The organism is Alphaproteobacteria bacterium, assembly GCA_019635875.1.
Lineage (GTDB): Bacteria > Pseudomonadota > Alphaproteobacteria > Reyranellales > Reyranellaceae > JAFAZJ01.
This window is the reverse complement of sequence record JAHBYP010000002.1, coordinates 98368-119950: the sequence shown is the minus strand read 5'-3', so window position 1 is coordinate 119950 and position 21583 is coordinate 98368. Positions and strand designations below refer to the sequence as shown.

Genomic DNA, 21583 nt, shown 5'->3' with positions numbered 1-21583 from the left:
GAACACCCATGATCGCGCGCCTGCGGCTGTGGTCGGGCATCGTGCTCTTCGCCTATGCCACGGTGCATCTGATCAACCATGCCCTGTTGCTGGCCTCGGTGCAGGCTGCCGATGCGGTGATGGGCGTCTTCGCCCCGATCTGGCAAAGCCCGCCGGGTACCGTGCTGCTCTACGGCGCGTTCGCCGTGCACATCGCGCTTACCCTGTGGGCGCTGTTCCGCCGCCGCTCGCTCAGGCTGACGCGCTGGGAGTGGGCGCAGCTCGTGCTCGGCCTGTCGATCGTGCCGCTGGGCATGACGCATTTCGTCGGCACGCGCGTCGCGCACGAGTTCTACGGCGTCTACACCAACTACCTCTGGGTGCTGCTGCCGATGGTCGATGATCCATGGGCGGCGGCGCGCCAGAGCGGATTGCTGCTGGTGGTGTGGGTGCATGGATGCATCGGCCTGCATTTCTTTTGGCGGCTGCGGCCGTGGTACCTCGCGGCGCTGCCCTGGCTCTACGGCGCGGCCCTGGTGGTGCCGGCACTGTCGCTGGCCGGTGTCGGCGTCGGCGTCGGCAAGCTGATCGAGCTGCGACAGCAGGACAGCGAGCTCTTCCGCGCCGCCGTCCGCACCACGAACCCGCCGACCGACGAGGAGGTCGCGCAGATCTACGGCCTGTCGGACGGGCTGAAACTTGCCGGCGCCGGCCTGCTGCTCGGCGTGCTGGGTGCGCGCCGCGTCAGGAGCTGGGTGGCGCGGCGCGCCGGCGAGGTGCGTCTGACCTATGCCAGCGGCCGCAGCGTCGTGGCGCATCCCGGTCTGTCGGTGCTCGACATCAGCCGGCTCAACAACATCGCGCACGCCTCGGTCTGCGGCGGTCGCGGCCGCTGCTCGACCTGCCGCGTGCGCATCGTCGGGCCCGACGTCGCGAAGCTGCCGCCGCCCGACGCCGCCGAGCAGCGCGTGCTGTCGCGCTTCGGCGCGCCGGCCAACGTGCGCCTGGCCTGCCAGCTCAGGCCGCCGCCGGGCGAATACCGCGTGGCGCCGCTGCTGCCGGCCGGGGCGCAGCCGTCGGACGCCTATTCCGGCACCAAGCTGTCGCTCGGCGGCGAGCGCATGATCGCGGTGATGTTCGTCGACCTGCGCGGCTTCACGGCGTTCTCCGAGAAGCGCCTGCCCTACGACGTGGTGTTCATCCTCAACCGCTATTTTCGCGCCGTCGGCCAGGCGATCGAGGACGCCGGTGGTCGCGTCGACAAGTTCATCGGCGACGGCGTGATGGCGCTGTTCGGCCTCGATGTCGACGGCGCCCAGGCGGCGCGCCAGTCGCTCGACGCGGCACGGCGCATCGGGCTCGCGATCGAGGATTTCAACGAATCGCTTTCCGGCGAGATCGACAAGCCGCTGCGCATCGGCATCGGTATCCACGCCGGACCGGCGATCGTCGGCGATCTCGGCCACGGCCGGGCCACGACGCTGACGGCGATCGGCGATTCGGTGAACACCGCCAGCCGGCTGGAGGCGCAGAGCAAGGAATTCGCCGCCCAGTTGGTGGTCTCGCAGGACCTGCTCGACCTCGCCGGCGTGAGGCTCGATGTCGGCGAGCGTCACGAGGTCGAGGTGCGCGGCCGCGAGGAGCGCCTGCGCGTGCACGTGGTCAAGGAGGCGGCGCTGCTGGCGGAAACCTGACGGCGTCACGAAGTCGTGTGGGCGGCTGTGCCCCGGGGCACAATCGTCGAGAATCGGGGGTACTATTGTGGCCACGCCCAAACACGGAGGGACCATGCATCCGACGTTCCGTTTCGCCTGCGCTGCCGCGATGGCGGCCGCCCTCGCGCTGCCCGCGACATCCGCCGGCGCCGCCGGCGGTTCGAGCGGGGCTCCCAGTGCCGCCAAGCCGGCCAACCCCGACTTCGCCAATGGCAAGGCGGCGATCGACCGCAAGGACTATACCGGCGCCGTTGCCTCGCTGACCCGGGTAACGCAGGCCGAGCCACGCAACGCCAACGCCTGGAACCTGCTCGGCTTCGCGACGCGCAAGTCCGGCAATCCGCGCGGCTCGCTGGCGCACTACCAGAAGGCGCTGGAGATCGACCCCAAGCACCTGGGCGCGCACGAGTACATGGGCGAGGCCTATCTGATGCTCGACGACCTGCCCAACGCCGAGATCCTGCTCAAGCGTCTCGACTCGTTCTGCGTCTTCGGCTGCCAGGAGCACCGCATGCTGAAGAGCGCCATCGACAACTACAAAAGAGGCCGCAAGCCAACCGGCTGACCGCCTACAGTGTCACGCCGCCATCGACGTGGATCGTCTGCCCGGTGATGTAGGATGCGGCGGGCGAGCACAGGAAGGCGATGGCGGCGGCGATGTCGGCGGGCTTGCCGTAGCGGCCGGCCGGGATCATGCGCTCCAACTCGGCGCGCCGGCCCGGTGTCAGCGCCGAATGCGTGCCGGGGTCCTTCTCGACGAATCCCGGCGCCACACAGTTCACCGTCACGCCATAGGGCGCGACCTGCACCGCAAAGGCGCGCGCCATGGCCTCGATGCCGGCCTTGGCCGCGGCCGTGGCGGGAAAGACCGGCAGGCCGCGGCCCATGGCGTGGGCGACGAAGGACGACACGGCCACGACCCGGCCATGCGTCGCCTTCTCCAGCCATGGCCGCGCCGCGCCCAGCAGGTCGAAGAAGGCGTTCTGCATGCTGGCGATCGAGGCATCGTAACCCGGCCGGTCGATCTCGCCGATCGGCCGGCGGTCGGCGAAGCCGGCGTTGCTGACCACCACGTCGAGCCGGCCGAAATGCTTGCCGACGTTGTCGACCAGCTGCACCGCCGCCTCGGGCTGCGCGAGATCGCACTGCACGATCATCGGCACGGCGCCGGCCTGCTCGACCGACTGGGCGATGCGCTGGGCGCCCTCGAGGTTCTTGCGCGCATGGATGGCGATGCCGGCGCCCGGCGCCGCCAGCGCCGCGCAGGTCGCGGCGCCGATGCCCGAGGACGCGCCGGTGACGAGGATGGCGCGGGTGAGCGATGTCATGCTGGGGCTCCGACGATCATGCGCGGTGATAGGGATGGCCGGCGAGGATCTGCTGGGCGCGGTAGATCTGCTCGGCCAGCATGGCGCGCGCCAGCAGGTGCGGCCAGGTCATGGCGCCGAAGGACAGGCTGAGCGCGCAGTCCTTGAGCAGTGATTCCGTGTGGCCATCGGCGCCGCCGATCAGGAAGGCGACATCGGCCACGCCGTCGTCACGCCACCTGCCCAGTCGCGCGGCGAAGCCGGTGCTGTCGAGAGACTTGCCGCGGCGGTCCAGCGCGACCAGCGTCGCGCCCGGCGGGCAGGCGCCGCGCAGCAGCTCACCCTCGCGAATCATCAGCTCAGCAGGTGAAAGTCGGCGGCGCTCCTCGACCTCGCGCAGGCTGAGCGGCCAGGTGATCCGCCGCGCATACTGCTCGTAGAGATCGCGCTCCGGCCCGGCACGCGCGCGGCCCACGGCGGCGACGGTCAGGCGGATCAGGCGGCATCCTCGGCGGGCGCCGCCTTCCTGCGCTTGCGCTTGGGCCTGGCCTCGGTCTCCTCGTCCGGGAAGGACCACATGCGCTCGAGCTGGTAGAGCTCGCGGATCTCCGGGCGGAAGACGTGCACGATCACGTCGCCGGCGTCGACCAGCACCCAGTCGCCGACCGACTTGCCTTCGCTCGAGGCGCGGTGCCCGGCCTCCTTCAGCTTCTCCAGCAGATGGTCGGCCATGGCCGCGACCTGGCGCGTCGAGCGGCCACTGGCGATCACCATCCAGTCGGCCATCGCCGTCTTGCCAGCGATGTTCAGCGCCACGATGTTCTCGGCCTTGTCGTCGTCGAGCGACGCCACGATCAGGTCCCTGAGTGCGGTCGACTGGGCGTTGGCGGTCTTGGGGCGGGTGGGAATGGCGATCTCCAGGTCAGGTCTCGTGGTTGCGTAACGCCGTGGCCGAAAGCGGGTTCAGCCGCGTGTAGAGAAAAGTCCAGGCAGGCGGGGCGCGATCGGCCAGCGAACGTGCCGCACCGGGCCGCAGCCTCGCCCCAGCATATCGGTGCGCCGGCGCACCGGAAAGCGCCGCCGGCGCGAAGCCCGGCCGGTCGATGACCGCGATGGGAACCGCCTCGACCAGGGCGGCCCAGTCCTTCCAGCGTGGCAACTGCTTGAGGTTGTCGGCGCCCATCAGCCAGACGAAGCGCGCGCGCGGATGATGCCGGCGCAGCGCGCGCACCGTATCGATGGTGTATCGTGTGCCCAGCGCGCGCTCGAGGTCGGTGACGCGCAGGCGCCGATGCGCCGCGGCGATCGCACGGGCACGCGCCATGCGCCGGTCCAGGCCCGCCATGTCGGTCGCCGCCTTCAGCGGATTCTGCGGCGAGACCAGCCACCAGACCTCGTCGAGGCCGAGTCGCTTCAGCGCCTCGAGCGAGACGTGCACATGACCCTCGTGCGCCGGATTGAAAGAGCCGCCGAGCAGGCCGATGCGCCGGTCCGTGAGGCGCGGCGTGGAGCGGATCATGCGCTCAGGAAGACGGAGTCGTGTTGCGGCACGCCAGCTCCTCGAGCCTGAACGGCTGACCCTCGGGCAGCTTGATGCCGCAGAAGCGGAACTCGGCGACGAAGACGCCGTCGACATAGATCTCGAAGCGCCACTCGCCCGGCGGGTCCGCATCATTGACGCACCAGGTGTGGCTCAGCTTGCCGCCGACCACCGGCATGCGCCTGATCATCGTCGTGGAGTCGGAATTCGGACCGATCGTGAAATCGCTGCCGGTGAAGCGCGTCGGACCGGGCGCAAACTGCTTCTCGGTCATCTCGACCAGGCGATCGGGCCCGCGCAGCACCACGACCCAGCCGAAGCACGAGCGGATCGGCCACAGCGGCACGACGTTGGTCTCGACCGGTCCGTTGGTGCGGCCCGGGCCGGCGTCGATGCGCACGAAGGGATAGCCGCGCGGCGGCTTGCGGTCGCTGGGCGCGGCCAAGGCGGACAGCGTGGCCATGCACAGCGCCGCGGCGATGGCGGCCCGCAGGAGAGGTCGCATGCCTAGGGCCTGATCGTGCCGGCGCCGCGCACGATGTTCTTGTAGGTGGTCAGCTCGACCAGCCCGACCGGCCCGCGCGCGTGCAGGCGGTCGGTCGAGATGCCGATCTCCGCGCCCAGGCCGAACTCGAAGCCGTCGGCGAACTGCGTCGAGGCGTTGTGCATGACGATGGCGCTGTCGACGTCGGCCAGGAAGCGCTCGGCGGTGGCGGCGTTGTCGGTGACGATCGACTCGGTGTGGCCCGAGCCGTAGGTCGCGATGTGCCGGGCGGCACCCGCGACGCCGTCGACCACCGCGACCGAGATGATCGGCGCGAGGTACTCGGTGCGCCAGTCCTGCTCGCTGGCCTCGCCGACGCGGTCGTCGAGCCGGCGCACCTCGGCGTCGCCGCGCACCTCGCAGCCCAGCTCGATCAGCCGGTCGATCACCGGCCTAGCGTGCGTGCTGAGCGCCGCGCGGTCGATCAGCAGCGTCTCGGCCGCGCCGCAGACGCCGACGCGACGCATCTTGGCGTTGGCCACCACGTCGCGCGCCATGGCGATGTCGGCGTCGCGATCGACATAGACGTGGCACAGCCCGTCGAAATGCTTGAGCACCGGCACGCGGCTTTCGGCCATCACGCGCTCGATCAGCGCCTTTCCGCCGCGCGGCACGATCAGGTTGAGGTGCCCGGTGGCGCGCAGCATCTCGCCCACCGCGGCGCGATCGGTGGTCGGCACCAGCTGCACGCAATCCTCCGGCAACCCGGCCTCGACGAGGCCGCGGCGCAGGCACGCGACGATGGCGCGCGAGGAATGGATGCTCTCCGAGCCGCCGCGCAGGACCACGGCGTTGCCCGATTTCAGGCAGAGCGCGCCGGCATCGGCGGTGACGTTGGGCCGCGATTCATAAATTACCCCGATGCAGCCGATCGGTACGCGCACGCGGGCGATCTTCAGGCCGTTGGGCCGCGACCATTCCTCGATCATCTGGCCGACGGGATCGGGCAGGGCGACGATGTCGTCGAGCCCGTGCGCCATGGCCTCGACGCGCGACGGGCTGAGCTCCAGCCGGTCGAGCAGGGCGGCGCTGAGGCCGCGCCCGCGCGCCGCCGTCATATCGCGGGCATTGGCCTCGAGGATCGCCCCGGCTTCGGCGCGGATCAGCCGCGCCGCCTCGACCAGGGCGGCGTTCTTGGCCGCGCTCGGGGCCACGCGCAGCGACGCCGCCGCGGCGCGGGCGCGCGCGCCCATGTCGGCGATCAGGGCCGCGACATCCGATTCGACTGGCTTGGCCAATGTCTGGGCCTGGGCGTTCATGCCTGATGTCCCTCTGGCGGGTCTTATATTGTGCGCCGACATCAGGGACAAGTTGCCGGTCCGTTCCACAGCGTCCCACGGCCAGAATGCGCCCGCCAGACCGGGAGCCAGCCATGGGCGGATCGTTCTCCTTTCAGCAGGTCGATGTCTTTGCCTCCGCCCCGCTCAAGGGCAATCCGCTGGCCGTCGTGATCGGGGCCGACGGGCTGTCGGACGCGGCGATGGCGGCCTTCGCCAACTGGACCAATCTCAGCGAGACCACGTTCCTGCTCGCGCCGACGCAAGCCGGCGCCGACTACCGCGTGCGCATCTTCACGCCCGAGCGCGAGCTGCCCTTTGCCGGCCATCCCACCCTGGGCAGCTGCCAGGTGTGGCTGAACGCCGGCAATGCCCCCAGGGGCGGCCACGTCGTGCAGGAATGCGCCGCCGGCCTGATCCGCATCAAGCGCGACGGCGAGCGCCTCGCCTTCGCCGCGCCGCCACTGCGCCGCGCAGGCGATGTCGACGAGCCGACGCTCGAGCGCATCGCCAACGGCTTGCGCATCGAGCGCGCGGCGATCAAGGCGTCGCAATGGTGCGACAATGGTCCGGGATGGATCGGCGTGATGCTGCAGAGTCGCGCGGCGGTGCTGGCCTTGCGGCCCGACCATGCGGCGATGGCGGACCTGAAGCCCGGCGTTGTCGGCCCGTGGGATCCCAAGGCGGACGGCAGCGAGGCACAGTTCGAGGTGCGCGCCTTCGTGCCCAGCCGCTCGACCGAGGATTCGGTGACCGGCAGCCTCAACGCCGGCCTCGCGCAATGGATGATCGGCGCCGGCCTTGCCCCGCCTGCCTATGTGGCGAGCCAGGGCACTGCGCTGGGCCGCGCCGGCCGCGTGCATGTCGAGCAGGACGGCGAGGACATCTGGATCGGTGGCCGCACAGTCACCTGCATCGAGGGTCGCGTGACGGTCTGATCACGCCGTCGGCGTGAGCGGCTCGGGCGACGCACCTACCGGCCGGCGCAGGCACGCCACATGGTGGCCTTGCGCCACCTCGATTAGCGGCGGCACCTCGACCTTGCACCTGGGCAGGGCGTAGGGGCAGCGGGTGTGGAAGTGGCAGCCCGGTGGTGGCTTGGCCGGGCTGGGCACGTCGCCCTGCACGATGACGCGCCGCGCCTTCTTCTTCGCCGGATCCGGCACCGGTGCGGCCGAGAGCAGCGCCTCGGTGTAGGGATGCATCGGCATCGAGAACAGCGTGCGCTTGTCGGTCAGCTCGACGATGCGGCCGAGATACATCACGGCGATGCGGTGGCTGATGTGACGCATCACCGCCAGGTCGTGGCTGATGAAGAGATAGGCGAGCTGGTACTCGTCCTGGAGGTCGATCATCAGGTTCAGCACCTGCGCCTGCACTGAGACGTCGAGCGCCGAGACCGGCTCGTCGGCGACGATCACGTCGGGGTTCACCGCCAGCGCCTTGGCGATGCCCAGGCGTTGGCGCTGGCCGCCGGAGAATTCGTGGGTGAAGCGCCCCATCGCGTCGGGCCGCATGCCGACGCGCTGCAGCAGCTGGGCGACCCGCTCATCCTTCTCCTTGCCCGCCGCGATGCCGAAATTCTCCAGCGGCTCGCCGACGATGGTGCCGACCTTCAGGCGCGGGTTCATCGAGGAGTAGGGGTCCTGGAACACTGTCTGGATGCGCCGGCGGTGGTGCCACATGCGGCCCGGCGAGAGATGCGTGACGTCCTCGCCGTCAAGCATGATCTGGCCGGACGTCGGCTCGATCAGCTTCAGCACGGTCTTGCCGACGGTCGACTTGCCGCAGCCGGATTCGCCGACGAGACCCAGCGTTTCGCCGCGGCGGATGGCGAAGCTCACGCCGTCGACCGCCTTCACCGCACCGGTGCGCCGCTGCAGCAGGCCGCTGTGGATGGGGAAGTGCTTGACCAGGTCGCGCACTTCCAGGCTGGGGGCGTCGCTCATGGCAGTTCTCCTTCTCCCCGCGAAGGCGGGGAGAAGGTGCCGAGCGCAGCGAGGCGGATGAGGGGCTTTGCGGCGTCGAAGCGGACGCTGGCGTTGTTGAGACGTCCAGGAAGCCCCTCATCCGCCCTTCGGGCACCTTCTCCCCGCCTTCGCGGGGAGAAGGGAAGAATGTCGTCGTTCATGCCGCCACCGCCTGCACGCGGGCCACTTCCCAGCAGGCTGCGAGGTGGCCCTTGCCGTGGTCCTCCAGCGGCGGCGCCTCGACGCGGCAGCGCTCGGTGGCGAAGTCGCAGCGCGGCGCGAAGGCACAGCCCTGGATTGGCCGGTCGAGCCGCGGCACCATGCCCGGAATCTCCTTCAGGCGCGGGCGGCGACCGGCGGTCTCGGCGTCGATGTCGAGCCTGGGGATCGCGCGCATCAGGCCGTGCGTATAGGGATGCAGCGGCCTGGCGAAGAGCTCCTCGACCGGCGCCTCCTCGACCTTGCGGCCGGCATACATCACGACGACGCGCTGCGTCGTCTCGGCGACGACTCCCAGGTCGTGCGTGATCATGACGATGGCGGTGCCGAGCTTCTCCTTGAGCTCCAGCATCAGGTCGAGGATCTGCGCCTGGATGGTGACGTCGAGCGCCGTGGTCGGCTCGTCGGCGATCAGCACCCGCGGATCGCAGGAGAGCGCGATGGCGATCATGACGCGCTGGCGCATGCCGCCGGAGAGCTGGTGCGGGTACTCGTCGAGCCGTCGCCGGGAATCGGCGATGCCGACGAGGTCGAGCATCTCCTGGGCCCGCGCCCGCGCCTGCTGCCTGCTGGCGCCGGTGTGGCGCCAGACATTCTCGGCGATCTGCGTGCCGACGGTCAGCACCGGGTTCAGGCTGGTCATCGGCTCCTGGAAGATCATCGAGATGCTCTTGCCGCGGATCTCGCGCATCTGCTCTTCGCTCAGATGCGTGAGCTCGCGGCCCTCGAACTCGACCGAGCCATGGGCGATGCGCGCGGTTTCTGGCGGGATCAGGCGCATGATGGAAAGTGCTGTCACCGACTTGCCGCAGCCGGATTCGCCGACGATGCCCAGGGTCTCGCCGGCGGCCAGATCGAACGACACGCCGTCTACGGCGCGGATGACCCCGTCGCGCGTATGGAAATGCGTGGCGAGATCGCGGACCGAGAGGATGCTCACATGCGCCTCGCCAGTCGCGGATCGAGCCGGTCGCGCAGGCCGTCGCCCAGCAGGTTCACCGCCAGCACGGTGAGCGCCAGGAAGGCGCCGGGGATGAAGATGCACCACGGCGCGCGCAGGAAGAAGCTGCGGCCCTGGGCGATGATGTTGCCCCAGCTCGGGATCTCCAGCGGCACGCCGGCGCCGAGGAACGACAGGCTAGCTTCGATCAGCATGCCGGCGGCACAGATGAACGTGCCCTGCACGATCAGGGGCGCCAGCGTGTTGGGCAGGATGTGGCGTACCAGCAGCTTGAAGCCCCTGGTGCCGCCGGCGATGGCGCTTTCGATGTAGGGCTGGGCGCGGATCGAGAGCACCACCGAGCGCACGACGCGCACCACGCGCGGCACCTCGGGGATGACGATGGCGATGATGACGATGGCCAGGCCGGGCCGCGTCAGCGTGATCAGGGCGATCGCCAGCAGGATGGACGGGATCGCCATGATGCCGTCCATGATGCGCATGACGAAGGCGTCGACGCGGCGGAAATAGCCGCAGACGATGCCCAGCGCCAGGCCGATCACGGCGGAGATCGCGGCCACGGTGATGCCGACGATCAGCGAGACGCGTGCGCCGTGCAGCGTGCGGGCGAAGTTGTCGCGGCCGTACTGGTCGGTGCCGAACCAGAATTTCTCCGAGGGCGGGCGCAGGCGGTTGATCGTGTTCTGCTTCAGCGGATCCGGGCTGATCCACGGCGCGATGATCGCGAGCGTCACCAGGATAGACAGCAGCAGGGCACCGGCGAAGATCGTCGGGTTGCGCCGGATCGGCGTCCAGATGCGCTGCGCCAGCGAGGACGTCGGTTCGATGCTGGACGCCAGCGCGGCGTCGGAGGGAACGGCGACCATGCTCAGTACCGGATACGCGGGTCGAGGAAGGCGTAGGAAATGTCGATCATCAGGTTGACTAGCACCTTGGCGGCGGCGAAGACCATGATCAGGCCCTGCACGATCGGGTAGTCGTGCTTGAGCACGGCATCGACGGTGAGGCGGCCCAGGCCAGGGATGTTGAACACCGTCTCGGTGATCACCACGCCGGAGATCAGCAGCGCGATGCCGATGCCGATCACGGTGACGATGGGCACGGCGGCATTCTTCAGCGCGTGCAGCAGCAGCACGCGCTTGGTCGCGAGACCCTTGGAGTTGGCGGTGCGGATGTAGTCCTGCGACAGCACCTCGAGCATCGAGGCGCGGGTGATGCGCGCGATCAGTGCCATGTAGGTCACGCCCAGCGCGATCGAGGGCAGGATCAGGCCCTCAACGAACGGCCAGAAGCCCTCGCCGATCGGACGATAGCCCTGCACCGGCAGCAGCTGCAGCTTCACCGCGAAGATCCAGATCAGGATGTAGGCGGCGAGGAATCCGGGGATGGCGAAGCCCAGAACCGCGAAGACCATCACCGCACGGTCGGCCAGCCTGCGCGCCTGCCAGGCGGCGATCACGCCCACCGGGATGGCCAGCGACACGGCGACGAAAAGGGTCGAAAGCGTCAGCGCCAGGGTGGGCTCGACGCGCTGCGCGATCAGGCGGGTCACCGGCAGGTCGGAGAAGATCGAGACGCCGAGGTCGCCTTGCGCCAGGCGCCAGATCCACAGCCCGAACTGCTCGTAGATCGGCAGGTGCAGGCCGAGCTTGATGCGCACCGCCTCGAGGTCGGCGGCGGTGGCGTCGTCGCCGGCGATGATCGCCGCCGGATCGCCCGGCGCAAGGCGCAGCAGGAAGAAGACGAAGACGGTGACGACCGCCATGACCGGCAGGGTCGCGAACAGGCGGCGGATGATGTACGCGGTCATGATTGGTCTAGTGGAAGCCTCTCACCCCAACCCTCTCCCCGCCTTCGCAGGGAGAGGGAGGCAGGAAACTACTTCTTCTTGATGCCCCAGAGCACCGCGAGCCCGGTGTTGGGCACGATGCCCTCGATGCGGTCGGCGCGGTAGGCCAGCGGCGTGCTCCACTGGCCGAAGGGGATGTAGACGACCTGCTCGATGGCGCGCGTCTGCAGCTCCTTGGCGATCCGCTTCTTCTCGTCTTCGGTCTGGGCGAAGGCGAAGGCGTTGCGCAGCTCCTCGATCTTCGCGTCGCACGGCCAGCCGAACAGGCCCTTGTCGCAGGCCGCGCCCAGCCAGGTGTGCAGCACCGGGTTGGAGGCGCCGACGCCGCCGGTCGTGGTGATGAAGATGTTCCAGCCGCCCTGCGCCGGCGGGTCCTTCTTGGCGCGGCGCGACACCACCGAGCCCCAGTCCATCGACTGCACATCGAGGTTGATGCCGGCCTCGCGCATCGCCTGGATCAGCACCTGGGTGGCCGGCGTGATGGTGTTGTGGTCGGTGGTCGCGAGGATTGTGATCGGCTCGCCCTTGTAGCCGGCCTCCTTCAGCAGCTGCAACGCCTTCTTGGGATTGTACTCTTTGAGCATGGCGCTGCCGCCATCGTTGCTGAGCGGCGAGCCGCAGGTGATCAGCCCGTGGCAGACGCGGTAGTACTCGGCGTCGCCGATGATCGCACGCAGGAAGTCCTCCTGGTTGATCAGGTGCAGCATCGCCTGGCGTGCCTTGACGTTGTTGAACGGCGGATGCAGGTGGTTGAGCCGGATCATGCCGTGCGTGCTGTCGAGATCGCCGGTCTTCGTCAGCTTCACGCCCTTGGCCTTCTGCAGGATGGGCAGGAAGTCGATGCCGGGGTTCTCGTAGAAATCGACCTCGCCGTTGATCAGCGCCGACATCGCGGTCTGCGAATCGGCGATCCACACCAGTTCGATGCGGTCGACGCCGGCGATTTTGCTGCCGGAGAAGGACGAGGGCGGCTCGTTGCCCGGACGCGGCACGTAGTGCGGATTCTTGACGTAGACCGCCTTGCTGCCCGGCACCCACTGGTCGCGCAGCATCATGTACGGGCCGGAGCCGACCGATTCCTTCACCTGGGTGTTGTGGTCGGTCTGCGCCTCCTTCTCGCGCATGATCACAGGCACCGAGGAGTTGGTCTTGCCCAGCGACTCCAGCACCATGCCGTAGGGCTTCTTCAGCATCATCTTGAAGGTCTTGTCGTCGACCGCCTCGAGCTTGTCGACGAAGGAGAACAGGCGCAGCCCGACGCCGTCCTTCCTGCCCCAGCGCTGCAGCGAGGCGATGACGTCCTTGGTCGTCACCGCCGAGCCGTCGCTGAACTTCAGCCCGTCGCGCAGGGTGAAGGTGTAGGTGAGCTTGTCGGCGCTGATCTCGTACTTGCCCACCATCTGCGGCTTGGGCTGCATGTTGACGTCGTTGCCGAACAGCGTGTCGTAGACCAGCATGCCGTGGATATTGGCGATGGTCTGCGTCGTCCAGATCGGGTCGATGACGCGCACGTCGGCGTGCATCACCGCCTTCAGCACCTTTTCCTGAGCCAGGGCGGCGCCGGATGGCGCGGCCAGTGCGAGCGCGGCGCTCGCCAGGGCGGCGCGCGCGATACGCGATGTGAAAATCGTCCTCATGGTCCACTCCCCAACGCGGGCGGCACGCCGTTGTGCCGGCCGCATGCGGGGGGCAGTATGGCGAGCCTCAAGGGGCGCTGTCCATGGACAGCGCCCCGCGAACGACTCGCAAGGGCTATGCCGAAACGCCTTATTCCATCGCCAGATCGTCGCGGTGGATCAGCTCGTCGGCGCCGCGCCAGCCCAACGCCTTCTCGATCTCCGCGCTTTTGCGGCCGGCGATGCGCCGTGCGTCCTCGGCGGCATAGGCCACCAGGCCGCGCGCCAAGGTGCGGCCGGCGCGGTCGCGCACCAGCACCGGAGCGCCGGCGACGAAGTCGCCCTCGACCGAGACCACGCCGGCGGGCAGCAGGCTCTTGCCCGCGCCCAGCGCTTTGGCCGCGCCGTCATCGACCGTGAGCGTGCCGGCGGGCTTGAGCGTGCCGCCGATCCAGCGCTTGCGCGCGGTCTGCGGCGTGGCGGCGGGCAGGAACCAGGTGCAGCGCGCGGCACCGTCGAGCAGGGCGGCGAGCGGATTGAGCCGGCCGCCATCGACGATCGCCATGCGGCAGCCGGCGGCCATGGCGATGCGCGCGGCGATCAGCTTGGTCACCATGCCGCCATTGCTGAGCTCGCTGTTGGCGACGCCGGCCATCGCCTCGATCTCCGGCGTGATGCGGCGCACCTCGGCGATGAACTCGGCCTTGGGGTCGCGCCGCGGATCGGCGCTGTAGAGGCCGTCGATGTCGGAGAACAGCACCAGCGTGTCGGCGCTGGTCATCTCGGCCACGCGCGCGGCCAGGCGATCGTTGTCGCCGAAGCGGATCTCGGCGGTGGCCACCGTGTCGTTCTCGTTGATCACCGGCACGGCGCGTTGCTCGAGCAGCACCGTCGTCGTGTGACGCGCGTTCAGGTAGCGCTCGCGCGCCTCGCTGTCCTCCAGCGTGAGCAGCAGCTGCCCGGCGACGATGTCGTGGCGCGCCAGCGTCTGCTGCCAGGCCTGCGCCAGGCCGATCTGGCCCACGGCGGCGGCGGCCTGCTTCTGCTCCAGGCGCAGCGCGCCGCGTGGCAGGCCGAGCCGCGCGCGGCCGAGGCGAATGGCGCCCGACGACACGACGACGACCTCGGCGCCCAATTTGCGCAGGCGCGCAATGTCGTCGGCCAGGGCGTCGAGCCACTCGCGGCGCACTACCCCGCTCGTCTCATCGACGATCAGCGACGAGCCGATCTTCAGCACGACGCGTCTGGCGCCGGCCAGAAGCTTGTCGCCGCTGCGGGCGGTCATGCCGCCCTCGCTGTCGTCCTGAGCGCAGCGAAGGACCTCGCGGTATCGCGGCTGCACGCGAGCGCCGTGTCCGTTCGCGCCGCCGCGCGGTCCTTCGCTGCGCTCAGGACGACGGGGAAGCTCATGCCGCGGCCTTGCGGCGCTGCTCGTCGGCGAGCTTGCGCAGGGTGCGCAGCACCTCGGGGATGCCGGCGCCCGATGCGCCGGAGATGGCGAACACGCTCTTGCGCGCGGCTTTCGCCAGCTGGGCGCGCTTGGTCTCGATCTCGTCCGGCGTCAGCGCGTCGATCTTGTTGAGCGCCACGATCTCCTTCTTGCGCGCGAGGTTGCCGCCATAGGCGCGCAGTTCCGCCCGTACCGTGCGATAGGCGCCGGCGACGTCGTCCTGCGTGCCGTCGACCAGGTGCAGCAGGCCGGCGCAGCGCTCGACATGGCCGAGGAAGCGGGTGCCCAGCCCGGCGCCCTCGCTGGCGCCCTCGATCAGGCCGGGGATGTCGGCGAGCACGAACTCGGCATCGTCGCTGCGCACCACGCCGAGATTGGGATGCAGCGTGGTGAAGGGATAGTCGGCGATCTTGGGCTTGGCGCGCGTCACGGCGGCGAGGAAGGTGCTCTTTCCGGCATTGGGCAGGCCGACGAGCCCGGCGTCGGCGATCAGCTTCAGCCGCAGCCAGATCCACATTTCCTGGAACTCGCCGCCCGGCCCGGCGCGGCGCGGGGCGCGGTTGACCGAGGATTTGTATCGCGTGTTGCCGGCGCCGCCGGCGCCGCCCTCGAGCAGCACGACGCGCTGGCCGATCTCGGTGAGGTCGGCCAGCACCGTCTCCTTGTCCTCGCTCAGCACCTGCGTGCCGCGCGGCAGGCGCAGCACCAGGTCCTTGCCGCCGGCGCCGGTGCGGTTCTCGCCCATTCCGTGGTGGCCGCGCTCGGCCTTGAAATGCTGCTGGTAGCGGTAGTCGATCAGCGTGTTCAGCCCGTCGACGCATTCCAGGACGATATCGCCGCCCTTGCCGCCGTCGCCGCCATCGGGACCGCCATACTCGATGAACTTCTCGCGCCGGAAGCTCACCGATCCGGGCCCGCCGGCGCCGGAACGGACGAACACCTTGGCTTCGTCGAGGAATTTCATCGCGGGGTTGGTCCACTGTACCTGTCATCCCGCGCGCAGCGAGGGATGACAGTCAAACGAAAGAAGGGGAACGTCGCCGTTCCCCTCCGCATGCACGCCTGGTTCGGGGAACGCCTATTCGGCGGCCACCGGCACCGGCTCGACGCTGACGAACACCTTGCCGCCCTTGCGGGTGGCGAACTTCACCTTGCCGTCGGCGGTGGCGAATAGCGTGTGGTCGCGGCCGACGCCGACATTGGCGCCCGCGGCCATCCTGGTGCCGCGCTGGCGCACCAGCACGTTGCCCGACAGCACGGCCTGGCCGCCGAAACGCTTCACGCCGAGCCGCTTGCTCTCGGAGTCGCGGCCGTTGCGGGATGAACCGCCTGCCTTATGGTGAGCCATACCTTCTACTCCTGCCGTCGCTCAGGCGACGATGCTGTCGATGCGCAGCTGGGTCATCTCCTGGCGATGACCGTTCTTGCGGCGCGAATTCTTGCGCCGGCGCTTCTTGAACACCAGCACGGTGGGATTGCGGGTCTGCGCGACGATCGAGGCCGTGACCTTGGCCCCCGACACCGTCGGCGCGCCGATCTTCAGGCCGCCGCCGGCATCGATCGCCAGCACGTCGGTCAGCTCGACCGAAGCGCCCGCCTCGCCGGCCAGGCGGTCGACCGTGACGACCTCGTTGGCGGCGACGCGGTACTGCTTGCCGCCGGTGCGAATCACCGCATACATCGAAACACCCTGGGCCCGGAAAAACATGGAGGACGGGCCGCCGGCCCGCCCTCTGTCAAGGCGGCGCAATATACTGACGCGCGACCCTGAGTCAATGTGAACCGCAGCGCCCAGGCCCGCCGCCCGGCGCTCAGGCCGGAAGTAAGCAGAATCAAGGGCTTGGGTACCCTAGCGGGTGCCGTTGACCCGTCCGGTCCGGGTCTGCGTGCGGGTCGGGGTGGCGGCTGTGCGTGGGGCCGTCCCGATCGAGATCGAGGGCGTCGTTTCATTGCGGTTGTGATTCAGGGTATGCCGCGCCTGGGCACGGGCAATTCCGAACATGCGCGACAGCGCGTTGGGGCCGTTGGTATTGATGCGGCCGGTCGACGAGATGTGGCTGGCCGAGTTGCCGCCGAAGCCGCCGCGTCCGACTCCATTGCCTTGTCCCTGGCCGCCGCCATGACCGCCACCGTGGCCGCCAGCGGTGCCTACACCCTGGCCACCGCCATTGCCGGCGCCGACACCGTTGCCCGCGCCGCTGGCGCCACCACCACCGCCGCCGCCACCGCCTCTGCTGAAGGCGGGCTGGGCAAGCGCCAAGGCGCCGACAAGGGCCACTGCGCCGGCGAGCAGACGGGCGGATGGCCTGCACATCATGGGTTGCCTCCAGTCGCGGGCGTGCCTGCGCCGCTGGCCTAAGAGCTTGGCCCTCAATATGGCGAAAGCGCGGCCACGGCGACGACCACAGGGATGTCACTTCGTCGGGCGCCGCGCTTGCCCGGTCACGACCCCGTCGCTATACAGGCGCCCGCGCCGGGCGACCCACGGCGCGCCCCGCCTGCAGGGGCCCGCGGAGAGGTGCCAGAGTGGTCGATCGGGGCGGTCTCGAAAACCGTTGTGCGCGCGAGCGTACCGTGGGTTCGAATCCCACCCTCTCCGCCATTTCTCTGTCAGGTCGGCGCCCACTTTCGAGGTGTGGTGCAGCGCCTCGTCGGCTGTCCGTCACGGTACCACGATCAACAGGGGACGCTTGGCTGCGAGGCCTGCGCCGGGCTGGCGAAGCGGATAGCCGATCGGTCGTCAGTCGGGCTTGTCGATGAACTGCAGAGAGCTGATTGGACGAACCGTGCTCGCTTGCGGCCCTTTCTCGCTTTCACCGTATTGCACGACCAGTTCCACGCTATCGCCCTTCGTCAGTTGGTCAAACCCGACGGCGACGACGCTGTTCCGGTGGAAGTAGATGAGACGTTGATCCGTGGTGGCGATCTGGCCGTACCCCTCATTGGGATAGATCTCGGCGATACGGCCCTGAAGCGGCGACTCGCGGGCTTTCGGTTGGCCGCGAAGTCTCTGCTTCCACTTCTTGAGTTGCCGCTCCATGGCGTCGAAGGCGTCGCGCACGGTGACATGAACGTCCTCGTGCGCGTTCACGTCGCCGGGCTTCTTGTTGACTGCCAGTTCAGTACCGGGGACGCGCACCTCGATACGGACCTCGTGAAGATTCCCCTTGCGGTGGCGCAGGTGCGAAGCGTCGACAAACACGTGGCAGCTTGTGATTCCGTTGAAGAGCTTCTCGAGACGCTCGACTCTTTCGCGAACATCGGTCTCCACCGCATCCGAACGCTGCATGTTGGTGAAGATGAGCTGCAGAGGTGTTTGCATGGCCATGCTCTCCTGAGTTCCGCTCCGTGGACACCAGTGGCAGACGGTCCTTTCGATGAGTCCGATCCCTGTGTGGCTCTGCCCTTGCCGGCCTGCCACAGCAACTCACCCGCCATCGTACGGCCGGGGCCGGCGCGCTGCAGGAACCCGACGAAGTTGGAGCGGTAACAGGAGGACGATTCGCGACGGGACAAGTTCCCTCGATCCGTCCGATTCGGTTCGAGCGGAGAAGGTGGGCTCGCGGTCGCCGTGCCTCCAAGTGCATGCCGCCGGTTACGCCGCCTCGAGCGCTTCCAGCCGGGTGCGGTCGCTGAGGTGGATCGAGCGGCCGCAGGTGGCGAGGCGGATCAGGCCGTCGCGCGCCATCTGGGTCAGCGTGCGCGACACGGTCTCGATCGTCAGGCCGAGATGGTCGGCGATGTCGGCGCGCTGCATCGGCAGATCGAAGCGATCGTCGTCGGCGATGCGGCTGGCGAGATCGAGCAGGAAGCTGGCGACCTTCTCGCGCGCTGACTTGCGGCCCAGCAGCACCATGTGGTCGTGGGCGCGACCGAGGCTGGCGAGCATGGAGGACATGAGCTGGCCGCTGAGCTCAGGGTTGTCGTGGGCGAGGCGATCGAGACGGCCGCTGCGGTAGGGGATCGCCACGACGTCGTCGACGGCCTCGGCGGTGAAGCGATGCTCGCCGCCGTTCTCCAGGCCGAAGATGTCGCCGGCGAGGTGGAAGGCCTCGATCTGGCGCCGTCCGTCGCTCAGCACCTTGCAGACGCGGACCGTGCCGGAGACGACCTTGTAGAAGAACTCCGCCGACTCGCCCTCGGCGTAGAGTTCCTCACCCTTGCTGAAGCTGCGACGCGGTCCGCCGACTGCGGCGTCGGCGTGCTGCGTCAGCGACCGCGGCTCGCGCGGCGCGAGCATGACCGGAGGGAAGGGGCGGGCGGCGGTGGCGGTGACGGTCTGCATAGGGGCGATCCTCAAGACGCGTGCGATGGCCCTTGAGTACCGTTGGCCCTAGCCGCCCACCATTCAGGTCTAAACCTAAGGGAATCTACGTAGATCGCCGCCTCGCGGCGGAGGCCGGCCGGGCTCAGCGCGCCAGCGCCGTGCGGATCGCCTCGCCCAGGGCGCCGTTGGACAACGGCTTCTCCAGCACCACGTCGATGCCGGCGCGCGCGGCATGCTCGCGCAGGCCGCTATAGGCGCGACCGGTGATCATGATGACCGGGGCGCGCACCCCGCGCTGGCGCAGAGCCCTCACCAGCTGCAGCCCGTCCATGTCGGGCATGCGGTAGTCGATCACCAGGCAGCCGTAGCCCGACAGATCGGCGTCGCTCAGCAGCGCCTGGGCGCTGTCGTGCAGGCGCACGGAAAGGCCCTCGAACTCGAGCGCGAACTTCAGGGCGTGACGCACCGCCGCGTCGTCGTCGACGACGGCAACGATGTGCGACGGCTGGCCCATGGTCATTTCGCTCCGATCCCGGACGGGGATCGTGATTGCATATACCCGTTCCGGGGCGGTGCCCTTGATGCAGCGCAAGCCGTCGATCGGGGACGATCAATCCTGGGCGTCGTCGAGCAGCGCCATGCGAACCAGCGCCGACAGGCTGTCGGCCTGCATCTTGGTCATCAAGTTGGCGCGATAGATCTCGACGGTGCGCGCGCTGATGCCCAGGTCGTAGGCGATCACCTTGTTGGGCTTGCCGGCGACCAGCCCGTCGAGCACCTGCCGCTCGCGCTCGGACAGCTGGTCGAGCCGCGCGCGAATCTCGGTGCGCTGCTGGCTGCGCTCTCGCGTAGTGCTTCGCTGGGCGAGCGCCGTTCGGATGGCCGACAGCAGGACCTCGTCGTCGAACGGCTTCTCGATAAAGTCGACGGCGCCGGCCTTCATCGCCTCGACCGCCAGGGCGACGTCGCCGTGGCCCGTCATGACCACGACCGGCATGGCGACGCGCTGCGCCCGCAGGCGCCGCTGCAGCTCCAGGCCGTCGATCTCCGGCATGCGGATGTCGGTGACGATGCAGCCGTCCTCCGCGTCGGGCAGGGCCTTCAGGAAAGCCGCGGCGGATTCGTGAACCCGCACCGCCAGGCCGGCCGTGCTCAGCAGGAAGGCGAGCGACTGGCGCACATCGACGTCGTCGTCGATCACGTGCACGATCTGGCTATTGGGCAAGCGCGTCCTCCTCCGCCTCGTTGGCCGCGCGCAGGGTGAAACGGAAGATCGTGCCGCCGCCGGGTCGCGGATCGACCCAGATCCTGCCGCCGTGTGCCTCGACGATGGTACGACAGATCGACAATCCCAGCCCCATGCCCTTGCGCTTGGTGGTGACGAAGGGCTGGAACAGGTGACGCGCCACCTCCGGTGCCAGCCCGCCGCCGGTATCGGCGACGCTGACCTGCACCATACCCTCGCCGCTGTCGCGCGTCTCGATGGCGAGCTGGCGCGGCCCGTCGACTTCGCTCATCACGTCGACGGCGTTGCGGATCAGGTTGACCAGCACCTGCTGGACCTGGATGCGGTCGGCGATCACCGCGTCGACGGCGGGGTCGAGGCGGAAGTCGACGACGATACCGTTCTCCTTGGCGCCGATCAGGCCCAGGGTGCCGGCGTCCTCGATCAGCTTGGACAGGCTCTCGACGTGACGCTCGCTGTCGCCGCGGGCGACGAACTCGCGCAGCCGGCGGATGATGTCGCCGGCGCGCAGCGCCTGGTCCGCCGCCTTGCTCACGGCGTCGCGCAGCATGGGCGCGGAGGGATCCCCGATGCGCTCCAGCAGCCTCTGGCAGCCCCTGAGATAGTTGCTGATCGCCGTCAGCGGCTGGTTGATCTCGTGCGCCAGCGTCGAGGCCATCTCGCCCAGAGCGGTGAAGCGCGACATGTGAGTGACTTCCGACTGCAGTTCCTTCAGCCGGCTCTCGGTGAGCTGCTGGTCGGTGAGATCCCGGATGAAGCCGGTGAAGTAGTGCCGGTCGCCGGTGCGCAGCTCGCCGATAGTGAGATGCATCGGGAAGGTGGTACCGTCCTTGCGCTGGCCGGTGACGATGCGGCCGATGCCGATGATGTGGCGTTCGCCGGTGACGAGATAGCGCTTCAGATACTCGTCGTGCTGCTCGCGATGCGGAGAGGGCATGAACAGCGAGATATTCTGGCCGGCCACTTCCGCCGCCGAGTAGCCGAACAGCCGCTCGGCCGTGGTGCTGAGCGATTCGATGCGGCCGCGCTCGTCGATGATGATCATCGCGTCGGGCACGGTCTGCAGGATGGAACGCAGCCGCGCTTCAGCGGCTTCGAGCGCCAGTTCGATCGGGATGGTGTTCGGCATCGGATGCGGGTGGGTGTGCTGACGTGAAATTTAGCACGGATGCGGCGGGGGCGACGCGCCTTGACGAAGATCAATGCCGTGCCGGACGGGCGCGGCAGACTGCCTTCGCATCGATCTGAGGAAGAACAGCATGGCCCTGAAGCGCATTCGCCTGGAGCTGGCCCGCACACCGGAATTCCCGGGCGGCAATCCCGCCTGCGGCTACGAGTTCACCGCACCGCTCACCCGCCAGGGCCTGCTCGACAGCGCCGGCTGGCAGCGCGACAAGGCGAAGTGCACGGTGCGGCGGTTCTGGCACGGAACGCCCGACGAGCGCGGCGCTCTGCTGCATCATCGCAGCGGCTGGGTGTTCTCCTATGCCCCGGGCGAGGACGACGACGAGCCGATCTTCCGGTTCGACAAGCACCGCTTCAAGCTCGGCGAGTATGTGTCGATCACCGAGCACGACGGCGTGCAGCGCCCGTTCCGCGTGGTTGACGTGCGGCCGACCGTCTGATCGGCCAGCGCAGCGCGT

At 69.0% G+C, this 21583-nt stretch carries 25 protein-coding genes and 1 tRNA gene; 5 read left to right on the top strand and 21 right to left on the bottom strand.

Annotation, left to right across the window (positions count from 1 at the left end):
• The first annotated feature begins 8 nt into the window (after positions 1-8).
• Positions 9-1673 (top strand): adenylate/guanylate cyclase domain-containing protein, encoded by a 1665-nt coding sequence (locus tag KF889_06655; GenBank protein ID MBX3499108.1) that lies wholly within the window; start codon positions 9-11, stop codon positions 1671-1673.
• Positions 1674-1767: 94 nt separating this feature from the next.
• Positions 1768-2259 carry a tetratricopeptide repeat protein gene (locus tag KF889_06650; protein ID MBX3499107.1) on the top strand — a complete coding sequence of 164 codons (492 nt, stop codon included), beginning with the start codon at positions 1768-1770 and terminating at the stop codon, positions 2257-2259.
• A 4-nt stretch (positions 2260-2263) separates the two neighbouring features.
• Here the strand turns inward: KF889_06650 and KF889_06645 are convergent, their stop codons facing one another.
• Genes KF889_06645 through KF889_06620 form a run of 6 tightly spaced genes read right to left on the bottom strand, consistent with a single transcriptional unit; the run spans position 2264 to position 6344 of the window.
• A complete protein-coding gene (locus tag KF889_06645) occupies positions 2264-3022 on the bottom strand; it encodes an SDR family oxidoreductase (GenBank protein MBX3499106.1) in 759 nt (252 codons plus the stop codon).
• Between the two features lie 16 nt (positions 3023-3038).
• Positions 3039-3497 (bottom strand): 23S rRNA (pseudouridine(1915)-N(3))-methyltransferase RlmH, encoded by a 459-nt coding sequence (gene rlmH / locus KF889_06640; GenBank protein MBX3499105.1) that lies wholly within the window; start codon positions 3495-3497, stop codon positions 3039-3041.
• Entirely contained in the window at positions 3497-3910 is a 414-nt protein-coding gene (gene rsfS / locus KF889_06635; GenBank protein MBX3499104.1) for a ribosome silencing factor, read from the bottom strand. The genes rlmH and rsfS overlap by 1 nt, the downstream gene beginning before the upstream one ends.
• A 13-nt stretch (positions 3911-3923) precedes the next feature.
• Entirely contained in the window at positions 3924-4520 is a 597-nt protein-coding gene (locus tag KF889_06630; protein ID MBX3499103.1) for a nicotinate-nucleotide adenylyltransferase, read from the bottom strand.
• A gap of 4 nt (positions 4521-4524) precedes the next feature.
• Complete coding sequence (locus tag KF889_06625; GenBank protein MBX3499102.1) at positions 4525-5046, bottom strand: hypothetical protein; 522 nt, start codon at positions 5044-5046, stop codon at positions 4525-4527.
• A gap of 2 nt (positions 5047-5048) precedes the next feature.
• Complete coding sequence (locus KF889_06620; GenBank protein ID MBX3499101.1) at positions 5049-6344, bottom strand: glutamate-5-semialdehyde dehydrogenase; 1296 nt, start codon at positions 6342-6344, stop codon at positions 5049-5051.
• 113 nt (positions 6345-6457) lie between these two features.
• Here KF889_06620 and KF889_06615 point away from each other — a divergent pair, with 113 nt between their 5' ends.
• Entirely contained in the window at positions 6458-7300 is an 843-nt protein-coding gene (locus KF889_06615; protein MBX3499100.1) for a PhzF family phenazine biosynthesis protein, read from the top strand.
• Here the strand turns inward: KF889_06615 and KF889_06610 are convergent, their stop codons facing one another.
• The 10 genes from KF889_06610 to KF889_06565 all read right to left on the bottom strand — a co-directional run bounded on the left by KF889_06610 (position 7301) and on the right by KF889_06565 (position 16744).
• Positions 7301-8311 carry a dipeptide ABC transporter ATP-binding protein gene (locus KF889_06610; GenBank protein ID MBX3499099.1) on the bottom strand — a complete coding sequence of 337 codons (1011 nt, stop codon included), beginning with the start codon at positions 8309-8311 and terminating at the stop codon, positions 7301-7303.
• A gap of 178 nt (positions 8312-8489) precedes the next feature.
• On the bottom strand, positions 8490-9491 hold the full coding sequence (locus KF889_06605) for an ABC transporter ATP-binding protein (GenBank protein MBX3499098.1): 1002 nt from the start codon (positions 9489-9491) through the stop codon (positions 8490-8492).
• Positions 9488-10378: an ABC transporter permease gene (locus KF889_06600; GenBank protein ID MBX3499097.1), complete on the bottom strand. Its 891-nt coding sequence runs from the start codon at positions 10376-10378 to the stop codon at positions 9488-9490. The genes KF889_06605 and KF889_06600 overlap by 4 nt, the downstream gene beginning before the upstream one ends.
• Before the next feature lie 2 nt (positions 10379-10380).
• On the bottom strand, positions 10381-11322 hold the full coding sequence (locus tag KF889_06595) for an ABC transporter permease (protein MBX3499096.1): 942 nt from the start codon (positions 11320-11322) through the stop codon (positions 10381-10383).
• Positions 11323-11390: 68 nt separating this feature from the next.
• A complete protein-coding gene (locus KF889_06590; protein ID MBX3499095.1) occupies positions 11391-12998 on the bottom strand; it encodes an ABC transporter substrate-binding protein in 1608 nt (535 codons plus the stop codon).
• 130 nt (positions 12999-13128) lie between these two features.
• Positions 13129-14262, bottom strand: coding sequence for a glutamate 5-kinase (locus tag KF889_06585; GenBank protein MBX3499094.1), 1134 nt, complete (start codon positions 14260-14262; stop codon positions 13129-13131).
• 121 nt (positions 14263-14383) lie between these two features.
• Positions 14384-15391, bottom strand: coding sequence for a GTPase ObgE (gene obgE, locus KF889_06580; GenBank protein ID MBX3499093.1), 1008 nt, complete (start codon positions 15389-15391; stop codon positions 14384-14386).
• 114 nt (positions 15392-15505) lie between these two features.
• On the bottom strand, positions 15506-15775 hold the full coding sequence (gene rpmA, locus KF889_06575; GenBank protein MBX3499092.1) for a 50S ribosomal protein L27: 270 nt from the start codon (positions 15773-15775) through the stop codon (positions 15506-15508).
• Positions 15776-15796: 21 nt separating this feature from the next.
• Entirely contained in the window at positions 15797-16108 is a 312-nt protein-coding gene (gene rplU / locus KF889_06570; protein ID MBX3499091.1) for a 50S ribosomal protein L21, read from the bottom strand.
• 168 nt (positions 16109-16276) lie between these two features.
• Entirely contained in the window at positions 16277-16744 is a 468-nt protein-coding gene (locus KF889_06565; protein ID MBX3499090.1) for a hypothetical protein, read from the bottom strand.
• Between the two features lie 195 nt (positions 16745-16939).
• Here KF889_06565 and KF889_06560 point away from each other — a divergent pair.
• Positions 16940-17029, top strand: a tRNA-Ser gene (locus KF889_06560).
• Between the two features lie 138 nt (positions 17030-17167).
• On the opposite strand, the gene KF889_06555 is transcribed toward KF889_06560, so the two are convergent.
• From KF889_06555 to KF889_06535, 5 genes are all read right to left on the bottom strand, one after another.
• On the bottom strand, positions 17168-17749 hold the full coding sequence (locus tag KF889_06555) for an HPF/RaiA family ribosome-associated protein (protein ID MBX3499089.1): 582 nt from the start codon (positions 17747-17749) through the stop codon (positions 17168-17170).
• 273 nt (positions 17750-18022) lie between these two features.
• Entirely contained in the window at positions 18023-18712 is a 690-nt protein-coding gene (locus tag KF889_06550) for a helix-turn-helix domain-containing protein (protein MBX3499088.1), read from the bottom strand.
• Between the two features lie 124 nt (positions 18713-18836).
• Positions 18837-19208: a response regulator gene (locus tag KF889_06545; protein ID MBX3499087.1), complete on the bottom strand. Its 372-nt coding sequence runs from the start codon at positions 19206-19208 to the stop codon at positions 18837-18839.
• A gap of 96 nt (positions 19209-19304) precedes the next feature.
• A complete protein-coding gene (locus KF889_06540; GenBank protein ID MBX3499086.1) occupies positions 19305-19919 on the bottom strand; it encodes a response regulator in 615 nt (204 codons plus the stop codon).
• Positions 19909-21069, bottom strand: coding sequence for a PAS domain S-box protein (locus KF889_06535; GenBank protein MBX3499085.1), 1161 nt, complete (start codon positions 21067-21069; stop codon positions 19909-19911). The genes KF889_06540 and KF889_06535 overlap by 11 nt, the downstream gene beginning before the upstream one ends.
• A 130-nt stretch (positions 21070-21199) precedes the next feature.
• On the opposite strand from KF889_06535, the gene KF889_06530 reads away from it, so the two are divergent.
• Entirely contained in the window at positions 21200-21565 is a 366-nt protein-coding gene (locus KF889_06530) for a hypothetical protein (GenBank protein MBX3499084.1), read from the top strand.
• Positions 21566-21583: the final 18 nt, after the last annotated feature.

What these genes read in the sequence shown, in the direction of transcription:
- rpmA (MBX3499092.1), bottom strand. Translation starts at nt 15,775, where the DNA reads ATGGCTCACCATAAGGCAGGCGGTTCATCCCGCAACGGCCGCGACTCC.
- KF889_06565 (MBX3499090.1), bottom strand. Translation starts at nt 16,744, where the DNA reads ATGATGTGCAGGCCATCCGCCCGTCTGCTCGCCGGCGCAGTGGCCCTT.
- KF889_06620 (MBX3499101.1), bottom strand. Translation starts at nt 6,344, where the DNA reads ATGAACGCCCAGGCCCAGACATTGGCCAAGCCAGTCGAATCGGATGTC.
- KF889_06655 (MBX3499108.1), top strand. Translation starts at nt 9, where the DNA reads ATGATCGCGCGCCTGCGGCTGTGGTCGGGCATCGTGCTCTTCGCCTAT.
- KF889_06630 (MBX3499103.1), bottom strand. Translation starts at nt 4,520, where the DNA reads ATGATCCGCTCCACGCCGCGCCTCACGGACCGGCGCATCGGCCTGCTC.
- KF889_06590 (MBX3499095.1), bottom strand. Translation starts at nt 12,998, where the DNA reads ATGAGGACGATTTTCACATCGCGTATCGCGCGCGCCGCCCTGGCGAGC.
- KF889_06535 (MBX3499085.1), bottom strand. Translation starts at nt 21,069, where the DNA reads ATGCCGAACACCATCCCGATCGAACTGGCGCTCGAAGCCGCTGAAGCG.
- KF889_06615 (MBX3499100.1), top strand. Translation starts at nt 6,458, where the DNA reads ATGGGCGGATCGTTCTCCTTTCAGCAGGTCGATGTCTTTGCCTCCGCC.
- rplU (MBX3499091.1), bottom strand. Translation starts at nt 16,108, where the DNA reads ATGTATGCGGTGATTCGCACCGGCGGCAAGCAGTACCGCGTCGCCGCC.
- KF889_06555 (MBX3499089.1), bottom strand. Translation starts at nt 17,749, where the DNA reads ATGCAAACACCTCTGCAGCTCATCTTCACCAACATGCAGCGTTCGGAT.
- KF889_06545 (MBX3499087.1), bottom strand. Translation starts at nt 19,208, where the DNA reads ATGGGCCAGCCGTCGCACATCGTTGCCGTCGTCGACGACGACGCGGCG.
- obgE (MBX3499093.1), bottom strand. Translation starts at nt 15,391, where the DNA reads ATGAAATTCCTCGACGAAGCCAAGGTGTTCGTCCGTTCCGGCGCCGGC.
- KF889_06585 (MBX3499094.1), bottom strand. Translation starts at nt 14,262, where the DNA reads ATGACCGCCCGCAGCGGCGACAAGCTTCTGGCCGGCGCCAGACGCGTC.
- KF889_06530 (MBX3499084.1), top strand. Translation starts at nt 21,200, where the DNA reads ATGGCCCTGAAGCGCATTCGCCTGGAGCTGGCCCGCACACCGGAATTC.
- KF889_06600 (MBX3499097.1), bottom strand. Translation starts at nt 10,378, where the DNA reads ATGGTCGCCGTTCCCTCCGACGCCGCGCTGGCGTCCAGCATCGAACCG.
- KF889_06595 (MBX3499096.1), bottom strand. Translation starts at nt 11,322, where the DNA reads ATGACCGCGTACATCATCCGCCGCCTGTTCGCGACCCTGCCGGTCATG.
- KF889_06625 (MBX3499102.1), bottom strand. Translation starts at nt 5,046, where the DNA reads ATGCGACCTCTCCTGCGGGCCGCCATCGCCGCGGCGCTGTGCATGGCC.
- KF889_06645 (MBX3499106.1), bottom strand. Translation starts at nt 3,022, where the DNA reads ATGACATCGCTCACCCGCGCCATCCTCGTCACCGGCGCGTCCTCGGGC.
- KF889_06610 (MBX3499099.1), bottom strand. Translation starts at nt 8,311, where the DNA reads ATGAGCGACGCCCCCAGCCTGGAAGTGCGCGACCTGGTCAAGCACTTC.
- KF889_06550 (MBX3499088.1), bottom strand. Translation starts at nt 18,712, where the DNA reads ATGCAGACCGTCACCGCCACCGCCGCCCGCCCCTTCCCTCCGGTCATG.
- KF889_06650 (MBX3499107.1), top strand. Translation starts at nt 1,768, where the DNA reads ATGCATCCGACGTTCCGTTTCGCCTGCGCTGCCGCGATGGCGGCCGCC.